Annotated in this window: 27 protein-coding genes; 7 read left to right on the forward strand and 20 right to left on the reverse strand. The window is 60.1% G+C overall.

Annotated elements, in window-relative coordinates:
• The first annotated feature begins 150 nt into the window (after positions 1–150).
• Together EAH74_RS14810 and EAH74_RS14815 are read left to right on the forward strand one after the other, a co-directional pair.
• On the forward strand, positions 151–924 hold the full coding sequence (locus EAH74_RS14810; RefSeq protein ID WP_140679507.1) for an SDR family oxidoreductase: 774 nt from the start codon (positions 151–153) through the stop codon (positions 922–924).
• 17 nt (positions 925–941) lie between these two features.
• Entirely contained in the window at positions 942–1,427 is a 486-nt protein-coding gene (locus EAH74_RS14815; RefSeq protein WP_140679508.1) for an SRPBCC family protein, read from the forward strand.
• 109 nt (positions 1,428–1,536) lie between these two features.
• Here EAH74_RS14815 and EAH74_RS14820 read toward each other — a convergent pair whose 3' ends face one another.
• The 17 genes from EAH74_RS14820 to EAH74_RS14900 form a co-directional block, all read right to left on the reverse strand.
• Positions 1,537–1,920, reverse strand: coding sequence for a steroid Delta-isomerase (locus EAH74_RS14820; RefSeq protein ID WP_140679510.1), 384 nt, complete (start codon positions 1,918–1,920; stop codon positions 1,537–1,539).
• Positions 1,921–3,123: an acetyl-CoA C-acyltransferase gene (locus EAH74_RS14825; RefSeq protein WP_140679511.1), complete on the reverse strand. Its 1,203-nt coding sequence runs from the start codon at positions 3,121–3,123 to the stop codon at positions 1,921–1,923. It lies immediately after the preceding gene.
• 31 nt (positions 3,124–3,154) lie between these two features.
• Positions 3,155–3,613 (reverse strand): MaoC family dehydratase, encoded by a 459-nt coding sequence (locus EAH74_RS14830; protein ID WP_140679512.1) that lies wholly within the window; start codon positions 3,611–3,613, stop codon positions 3,155–3,157.
• A 2-nt stretch (positions 3,614–3,615) separates the two neighbouring features.
• On the reverse strand, positions 3,616–4,398 hold the full coding sequence (locus EAH74_RS14835; RefSeq protein WP_046054853.1) for an SDR family oxidoreductase: 783 nt from the start codon (positions 4,396–4,398) through the stop codon (positions 3,616–3,618).
• Positions 4,399–4,412: 14 nt separating this feature from the next.
• Positions 4,413–5,606: an acyl-CoA dehydrogenase family protein gene (locus EAH74_RS14840; RefSeq protein ID WP_140679513.1), complete on the reverse strand. Its 1,194-nt coding sequence runs from the start codon at positions 5,604–5,606 to the stop codon at positions 4,413–4,415.
• The gene (locus EAH74_RS14845) at positions 5,603–6,775 is read right to left on the reverse strand and encodes an acyl-CoA dehydrogenase family protein (protein ID WP_140679514.1); all 1,173 of its coding nucleotides are present in this window, start codon (positions 6,773–6,775) and stop codon (positions 5,603–5,605) included. Before EAH74_RS14845 ends, EAH74_RS14840 begins: the two co-directional genes overlap by 4 nt.
• Before the next feature lie 170 nt (positions 6,776–6,945).
• Entirely contained in the window at positions 6,946–8,424 is a 1,479-nt protein-coding gene (locus tag EAH74_RS14850; RefSeq protein ID WP_140679516.1) for an aldehyde dehydrogenase family protein, read from the reverse strand.
• Positions 8,417–9,382 carry an NTP transferase domain-containing protein gene (locus EAH74_RS14855; protein WP_240050515.1) on the reverse strand — a complete coding sequence of 322 codons (966 nt, stop codon included), beginning with the start codon at positions 9,380–9,382 and terminating at the stop codon, positions 8,417–8,419. The genes EAH74_RS14850 and EAH74_RS14855 overlap by 8 nt, the downstream gene beginning before the upstream one ends.
• 25 nt (positions 9,383–9,407) lie before the next feature.
• Positions 9,408–10,916: an aldehyde dehydrogenase family protein gene (locus EAH74_RS14860; protein ID WP_140679517.1), complete on the reverse strand. Its 1,509-nt coding sequence runs from the start codon at positions 10,914–10,916 to the stop codon at positions 9,408–9,410.
• Positions 10,903–11,970, reverse strand: a complete 1,068-nt coding sequence (locus tag EAH74_RS14865; RefSeq protein WP_140679519.1) for an aminoglycoside phosphotransferase family protein — start codon at positions 11,968–11,970, stop codon at positions 10,903–10,905. Before EAH74_RS14865 ends, EAH74_RS14860 begins: the two co-directional genes overlap by 14 nt.
• Before the next feature lie 5 nt (positions 11,971–11,975).
• A complete protein-coding gene (locus EAH74_RS14870; protein ID WP_140679520.1) occupies positions 11,976–12,320 on the reverse strand; it encodes a cupin domain-containing protein in 345 nt (114 codons plus the stop codon).
• A 24-nt stretch (positions 12,321–12,344) separates the two neighbouring features.
• Entirely contained in the window at positions 12,345–12,713 is a 369-nt protein-coding gene (locus tag EAH74_RS14875) for a cupin domain-containing protein (RefSeq protein ID WP_140679521.1), read from the reverse strand.
• Positions 12,706–13,989, reverse strand: coding sequence for a nucleotide disphospho-sugar-binding domain-containing protein (locus tag EAH74_RS14880; protein WP_140679523.1), 1,284 nt, complete (start codon positions 13,987–13,989; stop codon positions 12,706–12,708). Before EAH74_RS14880 ends, EAH74_RS14875 begins: the two co-directional genes overlap by 8 nt.
• A 34-nt stretch (positions 13,990–14,023) precedes the next feature.
• Entirely contained in the window at positions 14,024–15,103 is a 1,080-nt protein-coding gene (locus tag EAH74_RS14885) for an ABC transporter ATP-binding protein (protein ID WP_140679524.1), read from the reverse strand.
• Entirely contained in the window at positions 15,096–15,902 is an 807-nt protein-coding gene (locus tag EAH74_RS14890; protein WP_134101625.1) for an ABC transporter permease, read from the reverse strand. The genes EAH74_RS14885 and EAH74_RS14890 overlap by 8 nt, the downstream gene beginning before the upstream one ends.
• Complete coding sequence (locus tag EAH74_RS14895; protein ID WP_008145697.1) at positions 15,899–16,759, reverse strand: ABC transporter permease; 861 nt, start codon at positions 16,757–16,759, stop codon at positions 15,899–15,901. The genes EAH74_RS14890 and EAH74_RS14895 overlap by 4 nt, the downstream gene beginning before the upstream one ends.
• 97 nt (positions 16,760–16,856) lie before the next feature.
• Positions 16,857–17,912: a polyamine ABC transporter substrate-binding protein gene (locus EAH74_RS14900; RefSeq protein WP_140679526.1), complete on the reverse strand. Its 1,056-nt coding sequence runs from the start codon at positions 17,910–17,912 to the stop codon at positions 16,857–16,859.
• Positions 17,913–18,104: 192 nt separating this feature from the next.
• Here EAH74_RS14900 and EAH74_RS14905 point away from each other — a divergent pair, with 192 nt between their 5' ends.
• Positions 18,105–19,037 carry a GntR family transcriptional regulator gene (locus EAH74_RS14905; RefSeq protein WP_140679528.1) on the forward strand — a complete coding sequence of 311 codons (933 nt, stop codon included), beginning with the start codon at positions 18,105–18,107 and terminating at the stop codon, positions 19,035–19,037.
• A 96-nt stretch (positions 19,038–19,133) separates the two neighbouring features.
• Positions 19,134–20,417 carry a nucleotide disphospho-sugar-binding domain-containing protein gene (locus EAH74_RS14910; protein ID WP_140679530.1) on the forward strand — a complete coding sequence of 428 codons (1,284 nt, stop codon included), beginning with the start codon at positions 19,134–19,136 and terminating at the stop codon, positions 20,415–20,417.
• On the opposite strand, the gene EAH74_RS14915 is transcribed toward EAH74_RS14910, so the two are convergent.
• On the reverse strand, positions 20,395–20,787 hold the full coding sequence (locus EAH74_RS14915) for a cupin domain-containing protein (RefSeq protein WP_240050516.1): 393 nt from the start codon (positions 20,785–20,787) through the stop codon (positions 20,395–20,397). The genes EAH74_RS14910 and EAH74_RS14915 overlap by 23 nt on opposite strands.
• An 18-nt stretch (positions 20,788–20,805) precedes the next feature.
• Complete coding sequence (locus EAH74_RS14920; RefSeq protein ID WP_140679534.1) at positions 20,806–22,203, reverse strand: NAD(P)/FAD-dependent oxidoreductase; 1,398 nt, start codon at positions 22,201–22,203, stop codon at positions 20,806–20,808.
• 158 nt (positions 22,204–22,361) lie between these two features.
• On the opposite strand from EAH74_RS14920, the gene EAH74_RS14925 reads away from it, so the two are divergent.
• The gene (locus EAH74_RS14925) at positions 22,362–23,180 is read left to right on the forward strand and encodes a nuclear transport factor 2 family protein (RefSeq protein WP_140679536.1); all 819 of its coding nucleotides are present in this window, start codon (positions 22,362–22,364) and stop codon (positions 23,178–23,180) included.
• A gap of 302 nt (positions 23,181–23,482) precedes the next feature.
• Entirely contained in the window at positions 23,483–23,767 is a 285-nt protein-coding gene (locus EAH74_RS14930) for a hypothetical protein (RefSeq protein WP_140679538.1), read from the forward strand.
• A 109-nt stretch (positions 23,768–23,876) separates the two neighbouring features.
• Here the strand turns inward: EAH74_RS14930 and EAH74_RS14935 are convergent, their stop codons facing one another.
• Entirely contained in the window at positions 23,877–24,440 is a 564-nt protein-coding gene (locus EAH74_RS14935) for a TetR/AcrR family transcriptional regulator (RefSeq protein WP_140679540.1), read from the reverse strand.
• A 150-nt stretch (positions 24,441–24,590) separates the two neighbouring features.
• On the opposite strand from EAH74_RS14935, the gene EAH74_RS14940 reads away from it, so the two are divergent.
• Positions 24,591–25,292 carry a glutathione S-transferase gene (locus EAH74_RS14940; protein WP_140679542.1) on the forward strand — a complete coding sequence of 234 codons (702 nt, stop codon included), beginning with the start codon at positions 24,591–24,593 and terminating at the stop codon, positions 25,290–25,292.
• Positions 25,293–25,440 lie beyond the last annotated feature (148 nt).

Below are 25,440 nucleotides of genomic sequence, written 5' to 3' on the forward strand. Positions count from 1 at the left end.
GGCCTGTTGTTGTCGCCGGATTATTCCGAGCGCCCGGGCAAACGACATCGTCCGACAGGACTACGCCGCTCTAGTCTTTTTGGACGTTGCCCGGCTCAGGCTGTGGACCTAGCATCGACAGCATTCCCGAGCGACAGAACGAGGTATCCCATGCTTGATCCGATGGACTTTCGCGGCAAAGTGGTACTGGTCACCGGCGGTGGCAAGGGTGTCGGTCGCGGCATCAGTCAGCGTTTTCTCGACTGTGGTGCCGAAGTGGTGATCTGCGGTCGCGAAGCACCGGACACCCTGCCTGCCAGCTCTGGGCGCGAGGCTCTGTTTCTGCCCTGCGACCTGCGGGATGTCGAGCAGTCCGGGCGGTTGATCGACAGTATCGTCGAGCGTTTCGGTCACCTCGATGTAGTGGTCAACAATGCCGGAGGTTCACCGAATGCCGACGCGGCCAGTGCCTCGCCGCGATTTAGCGACGCGATCATCCGCCTCAACCTGTTGGCGCCGCTGAATCTCTGTCAGCAGGCCAATCAGGTGATGCAGGCGCAGGCCGACGGTGGCGCAATCATCAACATTTGCAGCGTCAGCGCGACCCGTCCCTCGCCGGGCACTGCCGCTTATGGTGCGGCCAAGGCCGGGCTGCTGAACCTGACCGGTTCGCTGGCCGTGGAGTGGGCGCCCAAGGTGCGGGTCAACGCTGTAACGGCCGGGTTGATTCTCACCGAGCAGGCGGCCATGCATTATGGCGATCAGGCGGGCATTGCCCGGGTGGCAGCGACCATCCCGCTGCAACGCCTGGCGGCTCCGGAAGACATCGGCGATACCTGTCTGTACCTGGCATCAACGCTGGCACGTTATGTCAGCGGCGCGGCTATCACCGTGCACGGCGGTGGCGAACGCCCGGCGTTTCTCAATGCAGCACACTCCAATTGAACAAGAGGAATTCCAGCATGCCCGCGATTGCCAGCCACAGCGTCCTGCTCGACCTCACCCCACAAGCCGCATGGGACAAACTGCGCGACCTGAGCCTCGCCCCGCATTACGTACCGGGGTTGACCAGTTGCCAGTTTCATCCCGGCGCACGTGAAGGGGTTGGCGCCAGCCGCCGGGTGTTCCGCAAGGGGGGGCAGTGGCTGGATGAGAGCGTGGTGCAATGGCAGGAAGGTTCGGGTTTCGTACTGATCCTGCACCGCGCCAGTGACGGCGCGCCCTTCCCATTCCGCGAGGCCAGCTTCAGTTATGCCTTGCAGGCCGAGAGTGAGGCGACACGCATTACCACCCAAATGAACTACAGCCTGCGCGGTGGCCGAGTGGTGGAATGGTTGCTGGCGAAGGCGTTCAGCAACGTCGTGCGCGAGATTGCCGAGAACCTCAAGGCGTACTACGAAAGCGGGCGGACGCAGAATGCGGAATATTCCCAAGCCCTCAGGGTGTAACCGGTCAATGTAGGAGCTGCCGCAGGCTGCGATCTTGGCGATATCTGCGGTGCCGACCAGATCAAGATCAAAAGATCGCAGGCTGCGCCAGCTCCTACAGGGAATCGTCTCAGGGCTGCGGGCCCATGTTGACGTCGCTCCAATAGGCTTTCATCGAGCGGATCTTGCCGTCGGCATCGAACTCCATCACGTCGATCACATGAATCGAGCACGGTTGCCCGGCCCATTCCATATCGACCCGAAACGGCATCGCCCCACAACCGTTCAACGTCGCCCGAACCGGGCCAGTCAGCGTCGCCGAGACTTTGCTCGCACCCAGCCCTTCGCGGTAGAACCGTTCTATATCGACGATACCCTGCAACGGCGGTTGACCGACCGGGTCTTCGACCACTGCATCCTCGCTGTAAAGCGCAACGATCCCGTCGATGTCACCGGCGTCCACCAATTCCACATATCGCGCCATGGTCGCTTGAATCTGTTGTGCACTGACCATTCAGACCACCTCGAACAGTGCGGCGGCACCCATGCCGCCGCCGATGCACATACTCACCACCACGTAACGCAAACCGCGACGCTGCCCCTCGACCAACGCGTGACCGACCATCCGTGCACCGGACATGCCGAAAGGATGCCCCACCGAAATCGCACCCCCGTTGACGTTCATGCGTTCGGGCGGAATGCCCAGGGTGTCGCGGCAATGCAGCACCTGACAGGCGAACGCCTCGTTCAACTCCCAGAGGCCAATGTGGTCCACGGTCAGTCCATGGCGCTTGAGCAGTTTCGGGATGGCGTAGACCGGGCCGATGCCCATCTCGTCGGAGTTACAGCCGGCGACCGCCATTCCGCGATAAATCCCCAGCGGCTCCAGACCACGCTTTTCGGCCAATTTGGCACTCATCAACACCGAGGCCGAAGCACCATCGGAGAGTTGCGAGGCATTGCCCGCTGTGATGAATCGGCCCTTTTCACTCCACTGACCGCCCGGCCACACCGGTTCCAGCGCAGCCAGGCTTTCGCGGGTGGTGTCGATGCGGTTGCACTCGTCGCGCAGCAAGGTGACGGATTCGTAGCGGGTTTCGCCACTGGCCTTGTCGAAGATCGCCTTGCGGCTGGTCAGCGGCGCGAGTTCACGGTCGAACAATCCATTACTCTGGGCCAGCGCGGTACGCACCTGGCTCTGATAGCTGTATTCGTCCTGTTCCTCGCGGGAAATCCCGTAGCGTGCGGAGACGATCTCGCCGGTTTCGATCATTGGAATGTAAGCGTGCGGATCCAGCTCGATCACCGAGCCTGACTGATTGCGGTACAGGTTCTTGTGTTTGTTCTGCACCAGAGAAATCGACTCCAGGCCACCGGCCACGGCAATGTCGATTTCGTCGCACATGATGCCTTTGGCGGCCATGGCTATGCTCATCAACCCCGATGAACACTGGCGCTCAACCGCCATCCCGGCGACCGAAGTCGGCAAGCCGCCGGCAATCGCGCACAGACGCCCCAAGTTATAAGACTGCGTGCCCTGCTGCGCCGCCGCGCCGATGATCACATCGTCCACTTCGCCCGGCTCGATGCCGGCGCGACGCACGGCTTCGCGCACCACATGGCCGCCGAGTTGCGGGGCGTCGGTGTCATTGAATGCACCGCGAAAGGCTTTGCCAATCGGGGTACGGGCGGTCGAAACGATGACGGCTTCTTTCATGCTGGATTCCTCGAATGTTCTGCTAAAGGGTTCACGCGGGGTAGTAACGGCTGATGGTATCGACCACACAGCCGGGACGTTCCTCGCCATCGATTTCAACGCTGACGCGAATGGTCGCCTGAACGCCGCCCTTGACCTCCTCGACCGCCATCAATTGCGCACTGCCGCGCACCCGCGAGCCAACACGCACCACCGTGGGAAAGCGCACCCGCTCGCAGCCATAATTGACACCCATGGCAATGCCGCGCACCTCGACGATCTGCGGTAAAAACAGATTGACCAACGCCAGGCTCAGATAGCCATGGGCGATGCAGGCGCCGAAGGGACCGCTGGCTGCTTTGAGCGGATCGACGTGAATCCACTGGTGATCACCGGTCGCCTCGGCGAACCGGTCGATGCGCTCCTGCGCAAGAACCAGCCAATCGCTGACGCCCAGCACCTCTCCCACAGCATCGTGCAAGGCGACGGGCGTGTCGAAAATACGTGGCATGTTCAAGCCCTCTGACTGGACACCGACAACACTTCGCCGGTCATGTAGGAACTGTAGTCGCTGGCCAGAAACATCATCACGTTGGCCACTTCCCAAACCTCGGCGGCACGACCAAACGCTTCGTTGGCGGCGAGTTGATCAAGCACCGCCTGAGGGGCGGACTTACGCAGGAAATCGTGCAACGCAATGCTCGGGCTCACCGCGTTGATGCGGATCCCGTAGTCGGCGGCCTCGACCGCGGCGCAACGGGTCAACGCCATGACCCCAGCCTTGGCGGCGGCGTAGTGCGACTGCTCTTTCTGCGCCCGCCAGCCCAGCACCGAAGCGTTGTTGACGATGACCCCGGCACGCCGCTCGATCATCTTCGGCAACATGGCGCGGGTCATGCGCATGGTGCCGGTGAGCGTCACATCGAGGACCCGGTTCCACTCCTCATCCGTCATGTCTACCAGCAGCCGTGAACCACCAAGACCGGCGTTGTTGATCAGCACATCGACGCCCTGCAGGTCGCGCTCGGCGCAGGCAATCAGCTGTTGAACCTGAGCTTCGTCAGCAACATTGCAGACCTGACCAAAGACCTGTTGCAGACCGGTGGTTTCGCGGATCTTCGACACCGCTTCTGCCAGCCGGCCTTCATGGATATCGCTGATCATCAAGGCACGGCAACCCTCCTCGGCGGCACGCACCGCGGCGGAAAAACCGATACCGGCCCCGGCCGCGGCCGTGATCAGCACCGACTTGTCACGCAGCAGGCCGTGACCTGCAACATAGTGAGGAACAGACATGGAAAACTCCTTGGTCAGGTGCGCAGGCGCGGTTCTTTGGGCATTCCCAGGGCGCGCTCGGCGATGATGTTGCGCTGGATCTCGTTGCTGCCGCCGTAGAGGGTGTCGGCGCGACTGAACAGATACAGCGATTGCAAACGGGTGAGTTGGTAGGGCGCGGCGTCCAGCACTTCGGCCTCGGCGCCGAGGACGTCCATCGCCAGCTTGCCGAGGGTGGCGTGCCAGGTGGACCAGAACAGTTTGTAGATGGTCGCTTCCTTGCGCAGCGAACCGTCCTGCGCCCCGGACAGCATGCGCAGCGAGTTGTAGCGCATGATCCGCAGCCCGCTCCAGGCCTCGGCCAGGCGCTGGCGCAGGATCGGGTCGCGCGCGGCGCCATTGGCCCGGGCGATGGCGATGATTTCGTCCAGTTCATTGTGAAATTGCATCTGCTGGCCGAGGGTCGATACCCCGCGCTCGAAACCGAGCAACGCCATCGCGATCTTCCAGCCCTCGCCCGGCGCGCCGACGATGTTCGCTGCATCGGTTCGGGCGCTGTCAAAGAACACTTCATTGAACTCCGAGGTGCCCGTTAGTTGCTCGATCGGCCGCACGGTAATTTCCGTCTGGGCCATCGGCACTAGCAAGAAGGACAGGCCGCGATGGCCAACGCTGCCCGGTTCAGTGCGGGCGATCACAAAACACCAGTCCGACTCATGGGCCAGGGAGGTCCAGACTTTTTGTCCGTTGATCACCCACGTGCCGCTGGCTTCATCAAGCACCGCGCGGGTCTTGACGTTGGCCAGGTCGGACCCGGCCCCCGGTTCGGAATAGCCCTGGCACCAGAAGGACGTGCCGTTGACGATGCCCGGCAGAAAGCGCTGTTGCTGCTCGGCAGTACCGAACGCGGCAATGGTCGGTCCGGCCAGCCCTTCGCCGATATGCCCCATGCGTCCCGGGCCGCCAGCGCGGGCGTACTCTTCGTGGAAAATCACTTGCTGGCTGATCGACAGACCACGCCCACCGTGCTTCGGCGCCCAGCCCACACACGTCCAGCCACCCTCGGCGAGTTTGCGTTCCCAGGCTTTGCGTTCCTCGGGAAACATATGTTCGTCACCCGGGCCACCGCGAAAACGCAGGGGCTCGAATTCACCGCACAGGTTCACGCTCAACCAGTCGGCCACTTCCTGACGGAAGCGCTCGTCCTGTTCGCTGAAACTGATTTTCATGGTTGCTCCCCAAGAATCGCCACGGCAATGCACTCTCGATGCCAGGCAGGTGCGCCGAGAAAGCTTTCGCTGGCGCGGGCGCGTTTGAAGTAGAGGTGCGGGTCGTATTCCCAGGTAAAACCAACGCCGCCGTGTAACTGGATCGACTCGGACGCGCAGTGAAAATAGGTTTCGGAGCAGTGCGCCTTGGCCAGCGCCGCCGCCAGCGGCAGCTCCGCGGCCACCTGCGGATCGCCTTCAGGATCGAGGACTTCCTGGGCCACGCAGGCCGCGTAATAACTGGCCGAACGTGCGCATTCGACCTGCAGCATCATGTCGGCGGCACGGTGTTTGAGCGCCTGGAAACTGGCGATGGGTCGACCGAACTGCTGGCGTTCCTGCATATAGGCAACGCTCAGGTCGAGCACCTGCTGCGCGCCACCGGTCTGTTCGGCAGCCAGGCCGATGCACGCCAATTGCAGGACCCGCTCCAGGTGCGGCCAGCCCGAGCCGAACTCACCGAGCAGGCAGTCAGCGCTGAGGTACAACCCCTTGAGCTGAACCCGTGCCTGACGACGGGTCTGGTCCATGGTCGGCAACATTTGACGCTCGATCCCCGCCCGGTCCGCGTCCACGGCGAACAGGCTGATGCCCGCCTCGCCGGTCGATCCGGGAACCCGAGCGGTGATGATCAAGAGCTCAGCGCTGTGTCCGTCGAGCACATGATTGAGGGTTCCATCCAGCACAAAACCCTCGCCCTCGGTCACCACCGTGGCCTGAACATCCTTGGCCGCCCAGCCGTTGGCGCTGCTGAAGGCCAGCGTAGCGGTGAGGCTGCCGTCGGCAATCAACGGCAGCCAGCGTTGTTTTTGTTGTTCGTTGGCGGCCAGCAACAGCGCGGGTGTGGCCATGCAGGCGGTGGCGAAGAACGGCGAACACAGCAAGCGCCGGCCCATCTGTTCCAGCAAAATCGACAGCTCGACAAAGCCCAGTCCCAGGCCGCCGTACGCTTCGGGAATATGAATCGCCGGCCAGTACATTTCGCGGCACAGACGCTGCCAGAGCGCCTCGTCAAAACCTCGCTCGCTGACCATCGCCGCTCGCACGGCGGCAGAATCCGAGACATCGGCGAGAAAGCCCTCGGCCGATGCGCGGATCATTTCCTGTTCGTCGCTGAATGCAAACTCCATCGCGGCGCCTTCTGCTCGTTAGGCGGGGCACGCATGAAGCGACACCCCTCTGGCCTTCGAGTTTGGTGCCAGGGGAGCACGAGAGAATCGTCAGGGCTGCCTAGTCTGAATGGGCGATGCCGAGGCCGATCCGCCGAGGAAGGAATGGAATGAGCTGCGACGCACCGGCTTCAGCTCAAATACCAGCCCCAGGCCCCGCCGTTGTATCGGGTGATCTGCTTGGTTTCGAGGTAGTTGTTGTAGCCCCACTCACCCAGCTCGCGGCCAATACCGCTCTGCTTGTAGCCGCCCCAAGGCGCTTCCACGAAGGTCGGTTGCGAGCAGTTGACCCAGACGATCCCGGCGCGAAAGCGTCGGGCGACCCGTTCGCAGCGTAGAATATCACGCGACATGACAGCCGCTGCCAGGCCGAAGGGCGAGTCATTGGCCAGGCGAATCGCTTCGGCTTCCGTATCGAATGCACGCAGGCACACCACCGGGCCGAAAATCTCCTCGCGCCACACCGAACTCTGTTCCGGCACATCGGCGAAAATCGCCGGGGTCAGGTAGTAACCCTTCAGTAGATGGGCCGGACGTGTGCCGCCCGACACCAGTCGTGCGCCCTCTTGCTGACCGGCCGCAATCGCTTCAAGGACTTTGTCCAGTTGCCCTTGGCTGACCAGCGGCCCGAGTTTCACATTGTCGGTAAAGCCTTGGCCGATCTGGATCTGCTCGGTGGCAGCGATCAAACGCTCCAGCAGCACCGGGTATAACGCGCGCTCCACCAATACGCGCGAAGTGGCCGAACAGACCTGGCCCTGATTCCAGAAAATCCCGAACAGAATCCATTCCACCGCCGCGTCGAGGTCACTGTCGGCGAAGATCACGAAGGGCGATTTACCGCCCAGCTCCAGACTGATGTTTTTGATCTCGGCCGCTGCCGCTTGCATGATCTTGCGCCCGGTCGGCACGCTGCCGGTGAAGGCGATCTTGTCCACGTCCGGGTGTTCGGCCAGCGGCGCGCCAGCCTCACGCCCCAGTCCAGTGACAACATTCAATACCCCGGCCGGCAACCCTGCCTGATCGGCAACACCCGCCAGCTCAAGGGCGGTCAGCGGCGTGAGTTCCGAAGGCTTGAGCACCACGGTGCAGCCAGCCGCCAGTGCTGGAGCGACTTTCCACGACGCCATCAGCATCGGGAAATTCCACGGAATGATCGCCGCGACCACGCCCACCGGCTCCTTGATCACCGACGTACTGAAGCGTTCATCCGTCAAACCGATTGACTGCTCGCTGTGTTGATCCGAACCTTCAGCGAGGCCTGCATAGAAGTCGAAACAACCGGCCGTGTCGGCGATGTCCCACAGCGCTTCCGGAAGCGGCTTGCCGTTGTCGCGTACTTCGATGGCGGCCAGTTCGTCCTGACGCGCACGGATGCCATCAGCCATTTTCCGCAGTACGCGTGCTCGCTGTGCGCCGGTCCAGCGCGGCCAGTCTCCTTCGTCGAATGCCGTGCGCGCGGCGGCGACAGCCAGGTCGACATCGTCCGACGTGGCGGCAGCGACCTGCGCCAGAACCGATTCATCACTCGGGTCAACGGTCTCGAAAACCCCACGCTGTACCGGCGCGATCCATTCGCCGCCGATGTACAGCCGTTGATAATCACGCATGGCAAACTCCTTCATTCCGCGGCTGCTCCAGCCGAATATTTTCCAGACGACTGAACGCGTCGACCCGCACCCCGCTGCCCACGCTCACCCCCAGGCCAAACACCACGCAAGGCTCAATGCATACGTCCTTGGCCAGCTGTGTATCAGCACTGAAGAACACCGTATCCGCCGCCATCAGGCTGACGCCCGACTGCATGACCGCTTGGCGTCGACGCTGCTGGAAAAGCTGTTCGGCAGCATGCAATTGCTCGCGATCATTCACCCCGAGCACGTCGTCTTCATCGACCTCTACCGCCGTCACTTGCAGCCCGGCGCTGTTGGCCACGGCCACCGCGTCGGTGAGGTAGTACTCGCCTTGCGCGTTTTGGTTGCCGATGCGTTCCAGCAACCAGAGACAGGTGTCGGCACGCAAGCCCATGACACCGCCATTGCAGAAACTGACGTCCAATTCTTGCGGGCTGGCGTCCTTGGCTTCGCGGATCGCCAGCAAGCGGCCCTCCTCCACCAACAGTCGCCCATAAGGCCCGGGGCGTTCAGTGTGAAACCCGGCAACCGCAACCGCTGCACCGTCGATCAGCGTCTGACGTAGCTGCAACAACGTCTGCGGACTGATCAACGGTGAATCGCCAAACAGCACCAGCACGCAGCCCTGTTCATGGGCCTGTAACACGGCACGGGCGGCGAGCAACGCGTGCGCCGTGCCCAATTGTTCGTGCTGGGTAAACAGCCGTGCAGTGGGCGCAGCCAGTTGCAAGTAATCGGCAACCGGTCGACTGCCAGCACCCAGCACCACCGCCACTTGCTCGATGCCCGCGGCCTCGACCGCCGCCAGCACATGGCCGAGCAGCGGTCGATTACCCACCGGGTGCATGACTTTCGGCAGCTGCGAACGCATGCGAGTGCCCTGCCCGGCCGCGAGAATCACCGCCAGGGTTGGCCAGGAAATGTTGTCGCTCATTGCGATCCTCCCAAGTTCCGCGGCGTTAAACCTGATCGCGAAAGAACACGTCGTCGGCATACGGATACCACCAGTCCTGAATCTTCGGCTGGTGATCGATGATGACCATTTTCGAGCGCCGGAACGCTTCAAGGCCCTGACGCCCGAGTTCGCGTCCCAGGCCTGACATCTTCCAGCCACCAAACGGCAGCGCGTCGTTGTCGATCAGTGGGTTGTTAACCCAGACCATCCCGGCTTCGAGACGCTCGGCGGCTTCCATGGCTTCGCCAAGATCGGTGGTGAACAGCGATGCGCCGAGACCGAACGGCGAGTCATTGGCCAGATGCACCGCTTCGTCGAAATCGCTGACACGGCAAATCGCCGCGACGGGGCCGAAGCACTCTTCCTGGAGAATCGCCATGTCGCGGGTCACGCCGGTGAGAATGGTCGGTTCGTAGAACCAGCCCACCGTGTGCTGTGGCGGAATCCTCCCGCCGCAAACCAGGGTCGCGCCCTTGGCCAAGGCGTCGTCGACCAGACGCATGACCTTGTTGCGTGCAGCCTCACTAACCATCGGCCCGATTTCCGTACGCTCCAGACCATGGCCGATGCGTAAGGCGCGCGTACGTTCGGCGAACTGCTCGACGAACTCATCGTGGACCTCATCGACCACGTAGAAGCGTTCTGCCGAGGTGCAAATCTGCCCGCTGAGGTGGAACGCAGCGGTCACCGCTCCCGCCGCCGCGACGTCCAGTGGCGCGTGTTTTGAGATGATCAGCGGGTCGCTGCCACCGGCCTCGATGACGCACGGCTTCATCTGTTCTGCACACGCCACCGCCACCGCTTTACCCGCCGCGACACTGCCGGTAAAAGCCACGGCGTGAGTCCCGGTCGACTTCACCAGCAGCTGCGCAGTCACCGCATCGCCCGGCACGCAAGACACCAGCCCCGGCAACAGCGAGGTGAAATGCTCCATGAACTTGAGCGTGCAAAGGGTTGTGGCTTCGGCCGGTTTGACGATGCAGGCGTTACCCGCCGCCAGCGATGCAGCGACCGTCCAGCACATCAACAGGATCGGAAAGTTGAACGGCATGATGTGCACGCTGACACCGTAAGGCTCATACCGCACATGTTGGAACGAGCCGATCTGCGTGGTGCCGGCGACCTTGCCCGCATCGTCCCGCGCCATTTCCGCGTAGTAACGAAAGATCGGCGCGCAGTTCGCCAGTTCGCCCATGGCTTCGGGAAACGGCTTGCCCATTTCCAGCGTCATCAATCGCGCGACTTCACGATTACAGGCGACGTCCTGTTCGATGGCATTGGCCAACTGATGCAAACGCGCGGCACGGCTTTTGGCGTCGATCAACCGCCATTGTTTTTGCGCGGTGGTGGCGGCATCGACGGCGGCTTGCACCTCGGCTTCGCCGCATAGGCCGACCTGCCCGACAGGTTGCAGCGTCGCCGGGTCAAGCACTTCGCGGGCGCGGGCATTCGTCAGGGGCAGGTACTCGGAGTTGATGAAACGCAGGGCAGTGTCAGTGTTAAACGTGGCCATGGGATGATCCTTGAACCAATCGATAAGGGGTTTCGCGCAACGTCGCCAAGGTCGCGGGCGGCAGATCCTCGCGCCAACCCGGTACGTGCCGGTTGAGCCAATCGCGCAGCGGAGCGAAAGCCTCGGCGTCCAGTGCTCGAACAAACAAACCCAGGGTGCGTGGCAGATGCGCCAGGTAACCGTGCTTGCCGTCGCGGCCCGCCAGGCGTACAAAAATCCCCAGCACCTTGGCGTGACGCTGGGCGGCCAACCGCCGGTAATCTTCGAGAAAACGCGGCGCATTGAGCTCCGGACGTTGCATCAGGTAGTGCGTCAGCAGCGCCACGCGCAATGCTTCGGGCACGTCGCGGCGAGCGTCTTCGAGCAACGACATCAAGTCGTACGCCGCCGCACCGATCAGGGCGTCCTGAAAATCCAGCAGCCCGCAGGCCGCAACGCCTTCGCGGCCTTCCAGCAGCATCAGGTTGTCGACGTGAAAGTCACGCAATACCAAGGCTTCGCGACGTTGAGCGACATCGCCGCAAGCCTCGGCGAACAGCTTCAGAAACGAATCACGCAGGTCGAGCGCCGCGTCCTTGCCAATCAGCAGCGGGATGTACCAGTCGATCAGCAGCGCACACTCGTCACTCAGTTGTCGGGCATCGTAAGGCGCCATTTCTGCCCCCGGCGGTGCGCGGTGCAACGCCACCAACGCATCGACGGCCAAGCGATACAGCGCCGCTTCCGGATGCCCTGCCGCCAGCAATCGGGTGTAGGTGTCGTGGCCGAAATCTTCGATCAGCGCCAAACCCGCCTCTTCGTCAACCTGCATCAGGGCCGGCGCGGAAAACCCCAGCCCGTGCAAGTGACGGGCAACCTGCACAAAAGGACCGATCGGCTCGCTGTGCGGTGGCGAATCCATCAGCAGCAAACCTTCACCGCTTAAACGAAAATAGCGCCGGGTCGAGGCATCTGCCGGCAACGCAACCAGCTGCGCCTCGGCGAAGCCGGCACGCGCCAGGAAGGCTGCGCGCTGGTCCTCACGAGTTGGCGATAACGCACGTGTTTCAGTCATGACATTCACCGGATCATGTAGACCTTTTTCACCGTCTCATGGACGGTGCATACGCCTTTCCAGTCCTTGCGGAAAAAGGCCGCCGTGTCGGGTTTGATCTCGATCACTTCGCCGGACTCATGGACGTAAGTGCAGCGGCCTTCGAGGAAATGGCAGAACTCGTCGCTGGTGACATGGCAAAACCATTTACCCGGCGTGCAGATCCACACACCGCACTCGGACTGGCCTTCGGGGCCCTTGTGCAGCACCACGCCAGAAACATGGGACTCACCTTCGAGCATGGTCGGGATCACGCCCCAATCCTTGACGTCGGTGATGCTCAGCGGGTCGTACAGAAACGGGGTAGTCATTGTTGCTCTCCAAAAAATTCAGGCTCAAGCCAGCATGTAAACGTTGCGCAGGGTTTCCCGGACGTGGCATTCGCCGGTCCAGCCGGCCGGGAACAACACCAGTGTGTTGGGACGAACTTCGATCACTTCACCGTCGTCATTGCGGTAAGTGGCATTGCCTGCGATGAAATGGCACAGCTCGTCACGGGGAATCGACAGCCGCCAGCGACCGGGCGTGCAGACCCAAAGCCCGGTTTCGGGGCTGTTATTCGGGCCTTTGAACAACAGCCGGCCGCTGGAGTGCGAGACGCCTTCGACGGCGTCGCTCTGCACGCCCCAGTCCACCAGATCGGTGCGACTGCTGACGGCTTCGAGGTACGGCGTGATGCCCGCCGTGGTGTTTTGATCAGGCATTGTTAAGCACCTTGTCGAGAATGTCGGCCGCGTCCGCTGGCCCTTTGCGTGATTGCATTTGCACGCTGGTGTGCTGCAAACGTTGGTGCATCGCCTCGTCGTTGAGGCAGGCGGCGAGTTTTTCCGCCAACTGCGCTTCGCTCCAGTCGTAGCGATCGAGTTTGAAACCGTGACCGCTTTCTTCGGCGCGCATGGCGTTGTCGTGACCGTCCCAGACGTACGACATGACAATCGCCGGTTTGCCGAAGAACAGGCACTCGGTAAAGCTGTTGTTGCCGCCGTGGTGGATCACCGCATCGACCTGGGCAATCACCGACGGCTGCGGGAACCAGTTGGAGATCAGCACGTTGTCCGGCAGGTCTGGGTATTCATCGAGGTGCTCACCGACATTGAACAGCGCGCGGTAAGGCAACTTGCCAACGGCCGTGATCAGGCGCTGGAGCAAATCGACATCGCCGGAACCGAGGCTGCCAAAACTGACGTAGAGCAATGGTTTGTCGTTGTTGGCGCGGAACTCGGGAATCTCGTACGTCGTATCGTGACGCACGCACCCTTGCAGGTAGTGGAAGCGCTCGGCCGGCAACGGATGACGGCGCTCGAACTTGACCGCGTCCGGGTACAGCAACAGGTTCATGTAAGGCGACGCTTCGAAGAACGTGCCGAGCGGATACGGCTGCTCGCCATGGGCTTGCAGGAACTGGTTGAAGTCTTCGTGAATCGGCCCGATCACGTCTTCAAAACGCTGCCGAAACTGTGCGTGACCGGCCTTGTCGTCGATGCTCATGCCCGACAGGTGCGGCGGGATATCCGGGTCTTCGATTTCGTTTTCCGAGCAGGAAATGATCCGCACCCAAGGCTTGCCGTATTGCTTGATCGCCGGGAACAGGATCACGTTATCGACACAGATCAGGTCCGGTTTGACCTTGTCCAGCACCGCTGGCAGATCCTTTTGCGCCCACTTCGCGGTGTCGACGATGGCGGCCCAGCATTCCTTCACGTAGTTGTCGATTTGATCCAGCGGGGATTTGCGGAAGTTGGGAATGTGGCCATTGATGAAATCGACCCAGTAGCGGGCCATTTCTTCGACGGGCATTGGCGCCGACATGTTGACCATGTGTTCTTCAAAACCATACCCGGCATACACGCCGCTCATGCCGGGGTCGGTGAGGAATACAGCTTTGTGGCCGAGGGCTTCGCACGCCTGGGCGATACCGACTGAGTTCAGCGCCGGGCCATAAGCGGCTTCCGGAAAGAAGGCGATCACTTTCTGTTTCATCGAGCGGTACTCCTGCCTGGTCTTTTTTTATTGTTCAGCGCGTCAGAACACGGGCGTGGCGAGCCTGCCAGCCGAGCCGGACGCTCATACCGATAGCAAAATGAGCAAATTCGAATTGCGAGGACGGCACCCGGACGATCAAGGCTTTGTCGCTGAGTGCCGTCTGCACATGCACGTTGGTGTCGAGGCCGTGATAGGCGATTTCGACGATATTGCCGGTCACCCGATTGGCACAGTCGTCGCCCTCCTCCGCCAGCACCTGTAAACGTTCCGGGCGAACGACGACGGCAACCTTTTGCCCCGGAATCAACGGCGCGTCGGTCTCGACGGCCAACTCCTGGCCGTTGACACGCACCGTGTGCTCACCGGATCGCACGCCTTCAAACAGGTTGCTGACGCCGATGAAGTTGGCGACAAACCGGCTGTTGGGATTTTCGTAGAGTTCGGTCGGGCTGCCGCACTGGCAGACCTTGCCGCCATCGAGCACGGCCATGCGGTCCGACATCACCAACGCTTCTTCCTGATCGTGAGTGACGATGATGAAAGTGATGCCGCTCTCGAGTTGCAGGCGTTTGAGTTCGAGCTGCATTTTTTCCCGCAGCTTTTTGTCGAGTGCGCCCAACGGCTCGTCGAGCAGCAACACCCGCGGCCGTTTAACCAGCGCCCGCGCCAGTGCGACACGCTGACGTTGACCACCGGAGAGCTGATCCGGTTTGCGGTCCGCCAGCTCACCGAGCTGCGCGGTGCTCAGCACTTCATCGACCCGGCGACGGATCTCCGACTCAGGCAGACGCTCCATCTCCAACCCGTAGGCAATGTTCTTGCGCACGGTCATGTTGGGAAACAGCGCATAGGACTGGAACATCAGGTTCAGTGGGCGCTTGTTGGCCGGCAACGGCGAGATGTCTTTGCCATCCAGATAAATGCAGCCGGCGCTGGGCGTTTCGAAGCCGGCGAGCATGCGCAACAGCGTGGTCTTGCCGCAGCCGGACGGACCCAGCAGCGCAAAGAACTCGTTCTCGCGGATGTTCAGCGACACCTCGTCGACCGCCAGACCGTTGCCATAAGACTTGCTGACCTTGTCCAGGATCAGTACCGCAGATGAATTATTCATGGGTGCGAGGAGCCTTGTTGAGACGCTGCGAAGCCAGCAGCGCGGTGATGCTGACCAGCATCACCAGCGTCGCTAGAGCGTTGATTTCCGGGGTCACGCCAAATCGGATCATGGCGTAGATCTGCATCGGCAACGTGGTGGACGCCTGGCCGGAACCGGAGTTGAAAAAGGCGATGATGAATTCGTCCACCGACAACGTGAACGAGAGCAATCCACCCGCCAGCACGCCGGGGAAAATCGCTGGCAGCAGCACCCGGCGGAACGTGGTGAACCAGCTCGCACCCAGGTCGATCGAAGCCTCGAGAATCGAGTAGTCGAAGTGTTTGAGCCGCGTGCGCACCACTGCGCAAACGAAAGCGATGTTGAACACGGCGTGGCTGATGATGATCGAGTGCAGGCCCAGCCCAACCTTGAGCAGGTTGAAAAAGCTCAGCAGCGCAATCGCCAGGACGATGTCGGGAATGATCATCGGCGCCATCAACAAGGTGTCGACCACCTGCCCCTTGTCATTACCCTTGCGGCGCAACTCAATGCCCAGCGCCAGGAATGTCCCGAGCACGCAGGCAATGAATGTCGCCGACAGCGCGACGATCAAGGTGTTGAGAGCCGCCGACAAAATGGCCGAGTTATGCGCCAGCGCCACGTACCACTTCAGCGATACGCCGCCCCAGGCCGTGGGTAATCCGGACTTGTTGAACGACAGCAGAATCAGCACCAGGATCGGCACATAAAGGAAGGCATACACCAATCCCAAGTGCGTGCCGAGCACCGTGCCGCCAACCGAACGTGACTGACTCATGCGCGGCCCCCTTCTGCACGACGGGCAACCAATGCCTGAACGAACAACAGAATCAGCATGATCGCGATCAGGAAGAAACTCAGCGCAGCACCGAACGGCCAGTCCCGCGCCGTCAGAAACTGCGAGTAGATCAGGTTGCCGACCATCTGCACCTGCTTGCCGCCCAACAAATCGGCGGTAATGAAGTTGCCGATGCTCAGGACGAAGACAAACACGGCGCCAGCCGCAACGCCGGGAACGCTCAACGGCAGAATGATCCGCCGAAAAGTCATCCAGCCCGAGGCACCAAGGTCTTTCGACGCATCCCAGAGCTCGTTGTTGATGCGTGACAGCGAAGAGAAAATCGCCAGGATCACAAACGGGATGTAGTTGTAGACCAGCCCCAGCACCACCGACGCTTCGGTGTACAGCAAGCTGATCGGTTCGCCGCTGTAGCCGAACATCTGCAGCATCCGGTTGATCAAGCCTTCGCGATTCAGCAGGACGATCCAGGCATAGGTGCGGATCAGGTAGTTGCTCCAGAACGGCAGCATCACCAAAAACAGGAACACCGCTTGCCGACGCCGCGGAGCACGCGCAATGGCGTAGGCGGCCGGGTAGCCGATCAGCACCGCAAACACCGTCGCCAGACCGGCGATCTTTGCCGATTTGAGCAAGATGCCCAGATACAGCGGATCGAACGCGCGCTGGTAGTTTTCCCAGGTAAATAGCCAGTCGATACCGCCATAAGCCCCGCGCTCGACGAAGCTGTAGACCAGCACCAAAAGGCACGGAATCACCAAAAAGGTCAGCAGCCAGCCAAAGCCGGGCGCAAGAAGCCAGGCCGACAGACGCCTGTCAGCATGCAAAGCACTCATTACCCATATCCTCCCGCCCCGGAACGGAGGCGGCTTGCGAGCGTGGCGAGGCATGCGGGGCATGCCTCGGATCGATGCGGCTTACGTTTTGTGAGGCTTAGTTCTGTGCCGCCATGATTTCGGTGACGGCCCGGGTGTAGGCCTTTTGCGTAGTGCCACCCAGATCGCGCAACTGCTCCATCTTCAACAGCTCGCTCGGGGCGATCGTCAAGTTGGGGTATTGCTTGAGTAGGTCAGCGGACAAACCAGCCATTGCGGCCTGGTTGGGGATTTTGTAGAGGATGTTTTCAGCCACCCAAACGTGGTTTTCCCTGGCGAGCATGAAGTTGATGAACTTGAACGCCTCATCCTGATGCTTCGAGCTTTTCAGCACGACCATGGTGTCCACCCAAAGGTCGGAACCTTCCTTGGGCACGACAAACTTGATGGCCGCATTGGCTTGGGTGCCGTAGTTACACCAGCCATCCCACGCGTGCGCCATCAGCGATTCGCCGGAAGCGAGCTTGGAGTAGAAGGTGGTGTCGTCGAAGGAGAGGATGCGTTTCTTGGTAGCGATCAACTGATCGCGGACGGCGGCGATCTGTTTGGGATCGTTGTCGTTGACCGACCAGCCCTTGGCCAGGAACCCGGCGCCGAGCATCCAGCGGTCCGTGGCGAGCATCGTCACTTTGCCTTTGAGCGCATCGCTCGGGTTGAGCAGTTCGTTCCAGCTTACCGGCGCCGGTGTGACCTTGTCGGAGCGGTAGCAAATCCCGGTCGTGCCCCAGGTGTATGGCACCGAGAAATGGTTGCCCGGGTCATATTCCAGTTGGGTGGCTTCGGGGTAGAGGTTTTTAAGATTGGGGACTTTGACGGGATCGATATCGGCCAGCAGACCTTGCTTGTGCAGGACTTCGGCGAAGGGAGAGGAGACAAACACAACGTCATAGCCTTCACCGCCAGACGCCATCAGCTTGCCCATGATTTCTTCGTTGGTCGCGTGCAACGCCTTGTCGACGTCAACGCCGCTGGCCGCTTTGAACTTGTCCAGCGCATCCGGGGCCATGTAGCCGTCCCAGATCGAAATCACCATGTCTTTTGCACTTGCAGCCTGTGAAGCGATCGCCAGGGAGACGCTCAATCCCAGACACATAAGGCCTTTCAGCTTTCTCATAATACTCACCCGACGATTGATTATTTTTGTGTTCGAAGGCAGTACGGCGTAAAGAGAAACGATTGCTTGTGTTTTTTTTTAGAAATTAGGACCAGCACGATTCGATGTCAACGGTTTTTTTGCGCCTGACGGTTTTGCGATGCATGGCATAAGATGAGCACCTGAGTCGACGCGCCCAAAAGAGATAGACGCTTGAGCAAAACACCCGAGAAGAAACCCCGCACCAACCACCTGGAACTCGCCCGCCGAATTCTGGAGCACACCCAGGAAACCGGGCTGGTGGCCGGCGATCCGGTCGCCGAGCAAGCGCTGGCGCGAACATTCCAGGTGTCACGCACACTGATTCGTGGCGCACTTAAAGTGCTGCTGGAAGAAAACCTGCTGAGTCATGAAGCCGGCAAAGGCTATCGACTGATCGCACCGCCGACCGGCCAGGCGTTCAATGCCGCATTGCCACAAGCCGAGGAAGAAGAGCTGGCGACCTCCGTGCTGCGCGACCGCATGGCCGGACGCCTCGGGGACAGCATCAGCATCAGCGAATTGATGCGTCGTTACGACATCGGCCGGCCGGCCGCTCAAAAAGCCCTGCAACAACTGAGTGAAAGCCAGGCCATCGAGCGCGGCCCCGGCCAGTCCTGGCTGTTCCGCCCTTCGCTGAACAGCCTCGCCGCCCTCGAAGAAAGCCTCAAATTCCGGCTGATTCTGGAGCCGGAAGCCCTGCTCAGTCCCCACTTCAATGCCGACCCACAACGCTTGGCGTTACTGCGAAGCGCTATGCAAACCTTGCTCTCGAGCCCCGTAGAGCATTTCGATATCCAGCAATTTCGCGAACTGGATATCAGCTTCCACGAACTGCTCGGCCAGAGCTGCGGCAATCGTTTTATCGGTGACGCCCTGCTCCAGCATCAGAGCCTTCGGCGCCTGCCGAACCTGCTTCCGACGGTCAGCGTGCACCGCCTCCAGGAAGCCCTGCGCGAACATCTGCAAATCATCGCGCACATCGAGCGCGGACAGCTGGAGATCGCCGCTGACCTGCTGCGACTGCACCTGCGCCTGAGCGCCGCCCAGCGCCCGCAAACTGCCAACCGCGGCATCCCGCAAGGCCAGTTGTTCGGTCGTCGCTGAATAGCTCAAAAAACATGATGATTTATTTTATAAAATAAGACAGCATCCAGTCATCTTCAGGCACGGCGGGCTGTACCCGCCTCGGACGTCCTCGTCATGCACACACAAAAACTGATCGCCTTGTTTCCGGAAGCCAGTTTCGGCGCGGCCTTGAACTGCATTGGCATTGCCCAATCGCTGCGTGAGCTGGGAGCAAAACCGGTCTTCATCTGCCACGAACATTTTCAAGGGCTTTTCGCCGAATACGGCTTCGACGAGTACCCGATTCCACAAGCCAGTCCATTGTCGGCGGCGGAACACCAGCATTACTGGGAACGTTTTATCGAGCGCAACATCCCCTACTTCGACCAGACTCCGCTGGCACAGATCGACAGCTATGTGGCCCCTGCCTGGGAAGCCATTATCGACACCGCGATTGAGGCGGAAAAACCGCTGCAACAGTTGCTCGGGCGCCTTAAGCCGGACGTCATCGTCCTCGACAATGTGGTCATGTTCCCTGCCATCGCCAACGCGGGATGCCCATGGGTGCGGATGGTCTCCTGCGCTGAAACCGAACTGCCGGATGCTGCCGTGCCACCGTATTTGTCAGGCTGCCTGGCCAGCGACGCGGATGCCCGCGAACGTTTTGCCGAGCATTACCGCAAAGCCGTCGCGCCGGCCCATGAACGCTTTTCGCAGTTTCTCGCGAGCAACGGCACGGCGCCCTGCCCACCCGGCCAGTTCCTCAACGATTCACCATGGCTCAACCTGTTGCTGTCGCCGACGCCGGTGCGTTATGAACGCCAGTCGCCGCTGGACCCGCAGCGCTATGTGTACCTCGACGGTTGCGTACGCCGCGAGGCGCCTTACATCGTTCCCGACTTCCCACGGCACAACGACGCGCCGCTGATCTACATCAGCTTCGGCAGCCTCGGTGCTGCCGACACCGACATGATGAATCGTCTGATCGGGACCATCGAAACCCTGCCCTATCGCTTTCTCATCAACGTTGGCGCCTATCGGGACATGTACACCACTGTCCCGGACAACGTGTTTCTGGACAGCTGGTTTCCTCAGCCGGCCGTGCTCAAGGAATGCCAGTTGTTCATCCACCACGGTGGCAACAACAGTTTCTGCGAAGCGCTGTACTTCGGCTTGCCGTCATTGATCATTCCTTACTGCTGGGACGGTCACGACAATGCCGTACGCGCCGAGGAAGTCGGCGTCGGCCGCTACTTGCCGCGTTTTGCCGATCCACTGTCCGCGCTTCCCGCCGCCCTCGAACAACTGCTGACCGATCAGTCGATGAAACAGCGCCTCAAAACGTTCAGCGAAAATATGCAGGCGACTCGCGGCACTGACATTGCGGCGCGAGCGATCATGGCGTTGCCTGAGGCCTAGCGGTTTCGACACCACCCCTGAGGATCATGAACACCTTGCGCACCGGCGTCAGGTTTTCCCAGGTGCCTTTGAAGCCCGCGGCGACCACAAACGTGGCGCCGGCCTTGAACTCCTGGCTGACACCATTGCTGTCGGTCAGACGAACGTGCCCTTCGAGCAAATGACAGAGTTCGTCGTAGTCGCATTCACATCGCTCGAGGTGCTCCGGCGCTTCCCAGATGCCTGCGACCGCTTTTTTCTCCGGCGCCACAAAGTGCCGCCAGCTACGACTGCGATACGGGGTGTCGACCACTTCGGGATCGCTGGTTTCCAACTCGACGATGGGCAAATCGGGGTTGGCAAAATCAATGATGTGATCAGGTTTACTCATGGTCATTCTCACTCCAGTTCAAGAATCAAAACCGATGCCCAGCGCATCAAACCCTTTGAGCAGCCAGTCGCGGTGTCCGGTAAGGTCTTCGCGAGCCAGTGAGCGCTGCGCCAGCGACACGCCCACATAACGCAGGGGCTCGGGGGGAAACGGAAAAGGTGCTGTCGAGGTCATTGCCAGTTTCGTGCGCTCGGTAGATTTGCCCTCGAGCAAATCAAGCATGGTCAGTGCCGCGAAACGACTGGCGGACACGCCCTGCCCCGTGAACCCTTGGGCATACGCAATGCGGCCGTTGGACGATGTTCCGCAGAACAGGGTGGTGCGTGCGGAGGTATCGATGATGCCGCCCCAGGCATGGCTGAACGTGACATCCGCCAACGCCGGGAAAGCCGAATGAAATTGCCTGGCCAATGTCGCAAAGCTTTCCGGACGTTGCGTCAACGCCTCATCGCGCCGGCTCCCGAAGTGATAGATGGCGTCGTAACCGCCCCAGAGGATGCGGTTGTCTTCGGTTTTGCGCAGGTAATGAAACTGATTGCCACTGTCGGCAATCCCGTAGCGGCCGACCCAACCGATGGCGCGCAGCTGAGCATCGTCGAGCGGCTGAGTGGCTAATGCGTAGTCGTAAATGGGAATGACCTTGGACTTCAGCTCCCCCAGCAACGGCGGCGCGATGTTGGTGCCGAGTGCAACCTTGAACGCTTTTACAGAGCCCAGTCCGGCTTCCAGTACCTGATGATTGGCATCTTGACGCAGTGCGGTCACCGGCGAATGCTCGAACAGCTGCACACCTTGCGCAAGGCACACGCGCCGCAGTTCCGCGACCATCTTCACCGGGTTCAGCAACGCATAATTGGGCTCGAAAACGCCCGCGACATAGGCCGGTGAGTCGAGGTGTGACTTGAGCCTCTCGCCATCCAGAAATTCACAAGCGATGCCAAAGCGCTCGTAGTTACGCTGCATCGACCTTAGCCCTTCAACCTGCCAGGGCTGACTCGCGACGTTCAATTTTCCGGAGCGCTCAAACGCTACGTCCATGCCAAAGCGCTGCAGATCCTCCTCAAATGCCACCAGGTTTTCCCTGCCCAGTCGCACCAGTTGCTCTGCTTCCTTGGGCCAACGTTTCAGCGCATTGGAAACACCGTGGGAAATACTCGGCGCACAGAACCCACCATTACGCCCACTCGCCTCGCCACCGCACTGCCCGGCTTCAAGCATAACGATGGTTGCTTCAGGCCAGCGCTGACGCGCCATCAGCGCAGTCCATAGCCCGACAAATCCGCCGCCCACAATCGCAATATCACACGTCACTTCACCCGTGAGCCTCGGCGCGGCGGTCGCAGGCGTTCGTGTTTCCTGCCAGACAGGATAAGGCCGAGCGTCCGCCATGGACTGGTTCGCGATGTGAAGTGTCATGCACTCATGCTCCGTAAAATTCATGGGCTGACGCTAAAGCAATCACCGACGCTTTCACAGGCACAACGGGCAGGCAAACATCGCAGCGGACACGGGCGGAAAAGTACGGCTTCTGGAATACTCTGGGCTTTGCCCTGATCTGCACTGTGGAGTTCGTCGTGGAAGTACCTGATTTACCCACCACCCCAACTTTCCTGGCGGATCCTTCGAGCACACAGACTCATGAAGTTGCGGTGCGTTATCACAAGGCATGGAAGCGGCGTGACCTGGACGCCGTGATGGCGCTCTATCACCCGGCCATCGAGTACAGCGATTTTTTCCAGAACCGGACCATCGACTACTCGCAATTGCGCGACTATCTCGCGGCAAGCATGCCGGAGGGATCAGAAGAGTTTCAGATTTACACCGATCGCTTGCGCATCGATGGCGACACCGCGTTCTTGCAGTACCAGGTGACGCTCAATGGCAGCGAGGGTCTCGTTTCATTCCGCACTGTTGAAGCGTTGTCGGTACGGGACGGGCTGATCATTAAAGTCAACGAACACGCGATGCTGGTCAGCCATGCCCCAACGTTGACCCGCCCGGCCTATAGCGCTGAGGCGGTCAGTCGTTTGGGATTATCAGCCCGTCAGGTCGGGGCGCTTGCCAATGATTTGCAGCAGTACTTCGAACAGACCAAGCCCTACCTCGATCCACGGCTGGACCTGTCTCATGTCGCGGCATCGACTGGCTACACACGCAACCAGATCTCGTTCTTTCTGAATCAGGTTCGGGGGCAAACGTTTTACACGCTCCTCAATCAGCTGCGCCTGGATGAAGCCCTTTCACGTTTGAATGCGCAACGCCACGCCTCGCGCATCGACGAGATTGCCAGCGCCTCAGGTTTTAACTCGCTGTCCACGTTCTACCGTTGCTTCAAGCAGAAAACAGGGTGTTCGCCGAAGGCTTATTTGCAGCAACTGTCTCGTCCTGAATAAGGTTTACACCTTCAGATTGCCGAATTTCTCGATAGCTTGCCCGCAATACCTGGAATCTGCCTTGAATAGATGGGCGGTGATTATCACCATCCCTGCAGTCGATCCGCGCAGGCCCAGCAAGGGTTTTGAGAGAACCCCCTCGGGTTCGCGAAGAAGTCCGTGTGTCGCACAAAGAAGGGTCAGGTTTCGATGTGGCTTTTTTACGACTACATTTATCCGACAGAACTACCTCTGCATCCATAGACAAGCAGCTAGCGGCACGAGTGCTTACGAATACATGCTCCCCACTTCGAGGATCAGACATGCATCCATCCTTTCTGCAGCGCATCGATGAGCTCGGCGCTCTGCTTGTCCACTCCAAAGCAGCACGCATCGATTTCTTCCGGCGCACCAATCGACTGAAGTCGCGCCGCGGTGTTCGCTTCCAGGTGGTGACCATGCAGCTCGGCATCTTCCAGGTCATCGAGCGATACACTGGCAAGATCTGGGCCTACCGTTTCAACTACCGAGAGGCCATGGAATTCGCCATCCAACTCGAGGAAAAGTCTAACCGCAGGAAGGGAGTGGCGCGGTGTTCGGCGAGCTGATGCCGCATCCGCGAGACGCGGTGATCGCCGATTCTGACTGTCGAACTGTTTCTAAAACGTTGTCACACAGCCTGAGTCGTAAGCAGCCATTCGTGACGCGTTAAGCCAGTTATGTCGGAAGGAGTCCCGCCTCTTGATAGCTCTGAACCAGTTCGTCGAATAAACCGATATCGAAGCGAGTTCGGGCAATCAATTGAGCGCCAGCAACGGCGGTGTAAATGGCGCGGGCACGTCGCTCGCACACTTCGGTGCTTCCCAGGCCGATATCAGAGAGTACTTTCGTCAGCCACGCCACATTGAGGTCTGCAAACGCCAGCACTTCACTCTTGACCTCCTCAGGCAGGTCCTGGTATTCCGCAGCCATGAAGCTGGACAAACACAGCCTGTTGCCGTCTTCCAGAGATGTTCGAAAGATGCTCGGGTACGCCTGCAGACAGCGAGTCGGATCGGGGTTTTCACCGCGCAGGGCTTCCAGAACACTGGCAGTGTCCTCCCGGTATCGTCTGGCTACTGCGGCGCCGAGGTCGGCCTTGCTCGAGAAATGGTAATAGATGCTTGCGTTCTTGATCCCCACCGCATCAGCAATGCTTCGGAAATTGATCCCACTGTAGCCGTGGGTTTGAGCGGCCCCTTTAGCGGCTTCCAATATGGCTTCCCGGGCATTTTCGCTCACGTTTTCATTCCTCGATTCTTTGATTGGCGTGGTCATTTGGCGCGATGTTACTCGCATATTTCATAACCTGCCAACTGGTAGGTAGTTGTTGACAGCACAGAAACAAGCGCCCAATCTCTACCTACCACTTGATAGGTAGGTAAATAAATCATGACTTTTCAGCAGCAACACTTCGACGCGTCGAAATTGCCAATGATGAAAATTTACGACTGGTACAACGGACCCTACCCGGCGCGGGTCCGAATTGCGTTAGCAGAGAAAGGCCTGCTGTCCCGGACCGAGTTTGTACCGGTCAATTTATGGACAGGCGAGCACAAGAAACCAGCATTTCTAGCCATCAACTACTCCGGAACACTTCCCGTCCTGGAGTTGGCCGACGGTACGCTCATCGCGGAGTGCACTGCTATCACTCAGTACCTGGATGTTCTGGATGACAGCCCTGTGCTTACCGGTAAAACGCCCACTGAGAAAGGCATCATCCATATGATGACCAAGCGTGCGGAAATTGAATTTCTGGACGCTGTCAGCGCGTACTTCCATCACGCAACGCCGGGGCTTGGGCCGGATGTCGAGCTTTCTCAAAACCCTGAATGGGGTGAGCGGATGCGGGATAAGGCCGTAAGGGGGATGCACTATTTCAACAGCGTCCTGGAAAATCGGCCTTTTGTGGCGGGCAATGCATTTTCGATGGCCGACATTGCAGTACTGGGCGGCATGATTTTCGCCTCGCTGGTGAACCTGCCTATACCTGATGAATGTGAAGCATTGCATGCATGGCATGCCAGAATGAACGAACGATCAAGCGTCCAGGAATGGCGCGCCATGGTGAAACAAGGCGAGCCAAAAAACTGAGAAAAATGTGTCTGGGCATGACTCACTCGCCTGCGGCAGCTATCGGCTGTGGGATCAACCGGTCGATGCAACATCCCGAAGCACCGGGTTTCCTGAACAAGACGATTTACTGGTAACGACCGGCGCGACATAGTGCGCCGGTCACTCC

Source organism: Pseudomonas mandelii, assembly GCF_006438925.1.
In the GTDB taxonomy this organism is placed as follows: domain Bacteria; phylum Pseudomonadota; class Gammaproteobacteria; order Pseudomonadales; family Pseudomonadaceae; genus Aquipseudomonas; species Aquipseudomonas mandelii_C.

Bases quoted from the DNA above. Each gene is read 5' to 3' on its own strand.
- EAH74_RS14860 (WP_140679517.1), bottom strand. From the start codon at position 10,916: ATGGCCACGTTTAACACTGACACTGCCCTGCGTTTCATCAACTCCGAG.
- EAH74_RS14885 (WP_140679524.1), bottom strand. From the start codon at position 15,103: ATGAATAATTCATCTGCGGTACTGATCCTGGACAAGGTCAGCAAGTCT.
- EAH74_RS14880 (WP_140679523.1), bottom strand. From the start codon at position 13,989: ATGAAACAGAAAGTGATCGCCTTCTTTCCGGAAGCCGCTTATGGCCCG.
- EAH74_RS14890 (WP_134101625.1), bottom strand. From the start codon at position 15,902: ATGAGTCAGTCACGTTCGGTTGGCGGCACGGTGCTCGGCACGCACTTG.
- EAH74_RS14810 (WP_140679507.1), top strand. From the start codon at position 151: ATGCTTGATCCGATGGACTTTCGCGGCAAAGTGGTACTGGTCACCGGC.
- EAH74_RS14920 (WP_140679534.1), bottom strand. From the start codon at position 22,203: ATGACACTTCACATCGCGAACCAGTCCATGGCGGACGCTCGGCCTTAT.
- EAH74_RS14930 (WP_140679538.1), top strand. From the start codon at position 23,483: ATGCATCCATCCTTTCTGCAGCGCATCGATGAGCTCGGCGCTCTGCTT.
- EAH74_RS14840 (WP_140679513.1), bottom strand. From the start codon at position 5,606: ATGAAAATCAGTTTCAGCGAACAGGACGAGCGCTTCCGTCAGGAAGTG.
- EAH74_RS14845 (WP_140679514.1), bottom strand. From the start codon at position 6,775: ATGGAGTTTGCATTCAGCGACGAACAGGAAATGATCCGCGCATCGGCC.
- EAH74_RS14815 (WP_140679508.1), top strand. From the start codon at position 942: ATGCCCGCGATTGCCAGCCACAGCGTCCTGCTCGACCTCACCCCACAA.
- EAH74_RS14895 (WP_008145697.1), bottom strand. From the start codon at position 16,759: ATGAGTGCTTTGCATGCTGACAGGCGTCTGTCGGCCTGGCTTCTTGCG.
- EAH74_RS14830 (WP_140679512.1), bottom strand. From the start codon at position 3,613: ATGCCACGTATTTTCGACACGCCCGTCGCCTTGCACGATGCTGTGGGA.
- EAH74_RS14865 (WP_140679519.1), bottom strand. From the start codon at position 11,970: ATGACTGAAACACGTGCGTTATCGCCAACTCGTGAGGACCAGCGCGCA.
- EAH74_RS14900 (WP_140679526.1), bottom strand. From the start codon at position 17,912: ATGAGAAAGCTGAAAGGCCTTATGTGTCTGGGATTGAGCGTCTCCCTG.
- EAH74_RS14940 (WP_140679542.1), top strand. From the start codon at position 24,591: ATGACTTTTCAGCAGCAACACTTCGACGCGTCGAAATTGCCAATGATG.
- EAH74_RS14910 (WP_140679530.1), top strand. From the start codon at position 19,134: ATGCACACACAAAAACTGATCGCCTTGTTTCCGGAAGCCAGTTTCGGC.
- EAH74_RS14915 (WP_240050516.1), bottom strand. From the start codon at position 20,787: ATGAGTAAACCTGATCACATCATTGATTTTGCCAACCCCGATTTGCCC.
- EAH74_RS14870 (WP_140679520.1), bottom strand. From the start codon at position 12,320: ATGACTACCCCGTTTCTGTACGACCCGCTGAGCATCACCGACGTCAAG.
- EAH74_RS14850 (WP_140679516.1), bottom strand. From the start codon at position 8,424: ATGCGTGATTATCAACGGCTGTACATCGGCGGCGAATGGATCGCGCCG.
- EAH74_RS14820 (WP_140679510.1), bottom strand. From the start codon at position 1,920: ATGGTCAGTGCACAACAGATTCAAGCGACCATGGCGCGATATGTGGAA.
- EAH74_RS14855 (WP_240050515.1), bottom strand. From the start codon at position 9,382: ATGAGCGACAACATTTCCTGGCCAACCCTGGCGGTGATTCTCGCGGCC.
- EAH74_RS14825 (WP_140679511.1), bottom strand. From the start codon at position 3,123: ATGAAAGAAGCCGTCATCGTTTCGACCGCCCGTACCCCGATTGGCAAA.
- EAH74_RS14835 (WP_046054853.1), bottom strand. From the start codon at position 4,398: ATGTCTGTTCCTCACTATGTTGCAGGTCACGGCCTGCTGCGTGACAAG.
- EAH74_RS14875 (WP_140679521.1), bottom strand. From the start codon at position 12,713: ATGCCTGATCAAAACACCACGGCGGGCATCACGCCGTACCTCGAAGCC.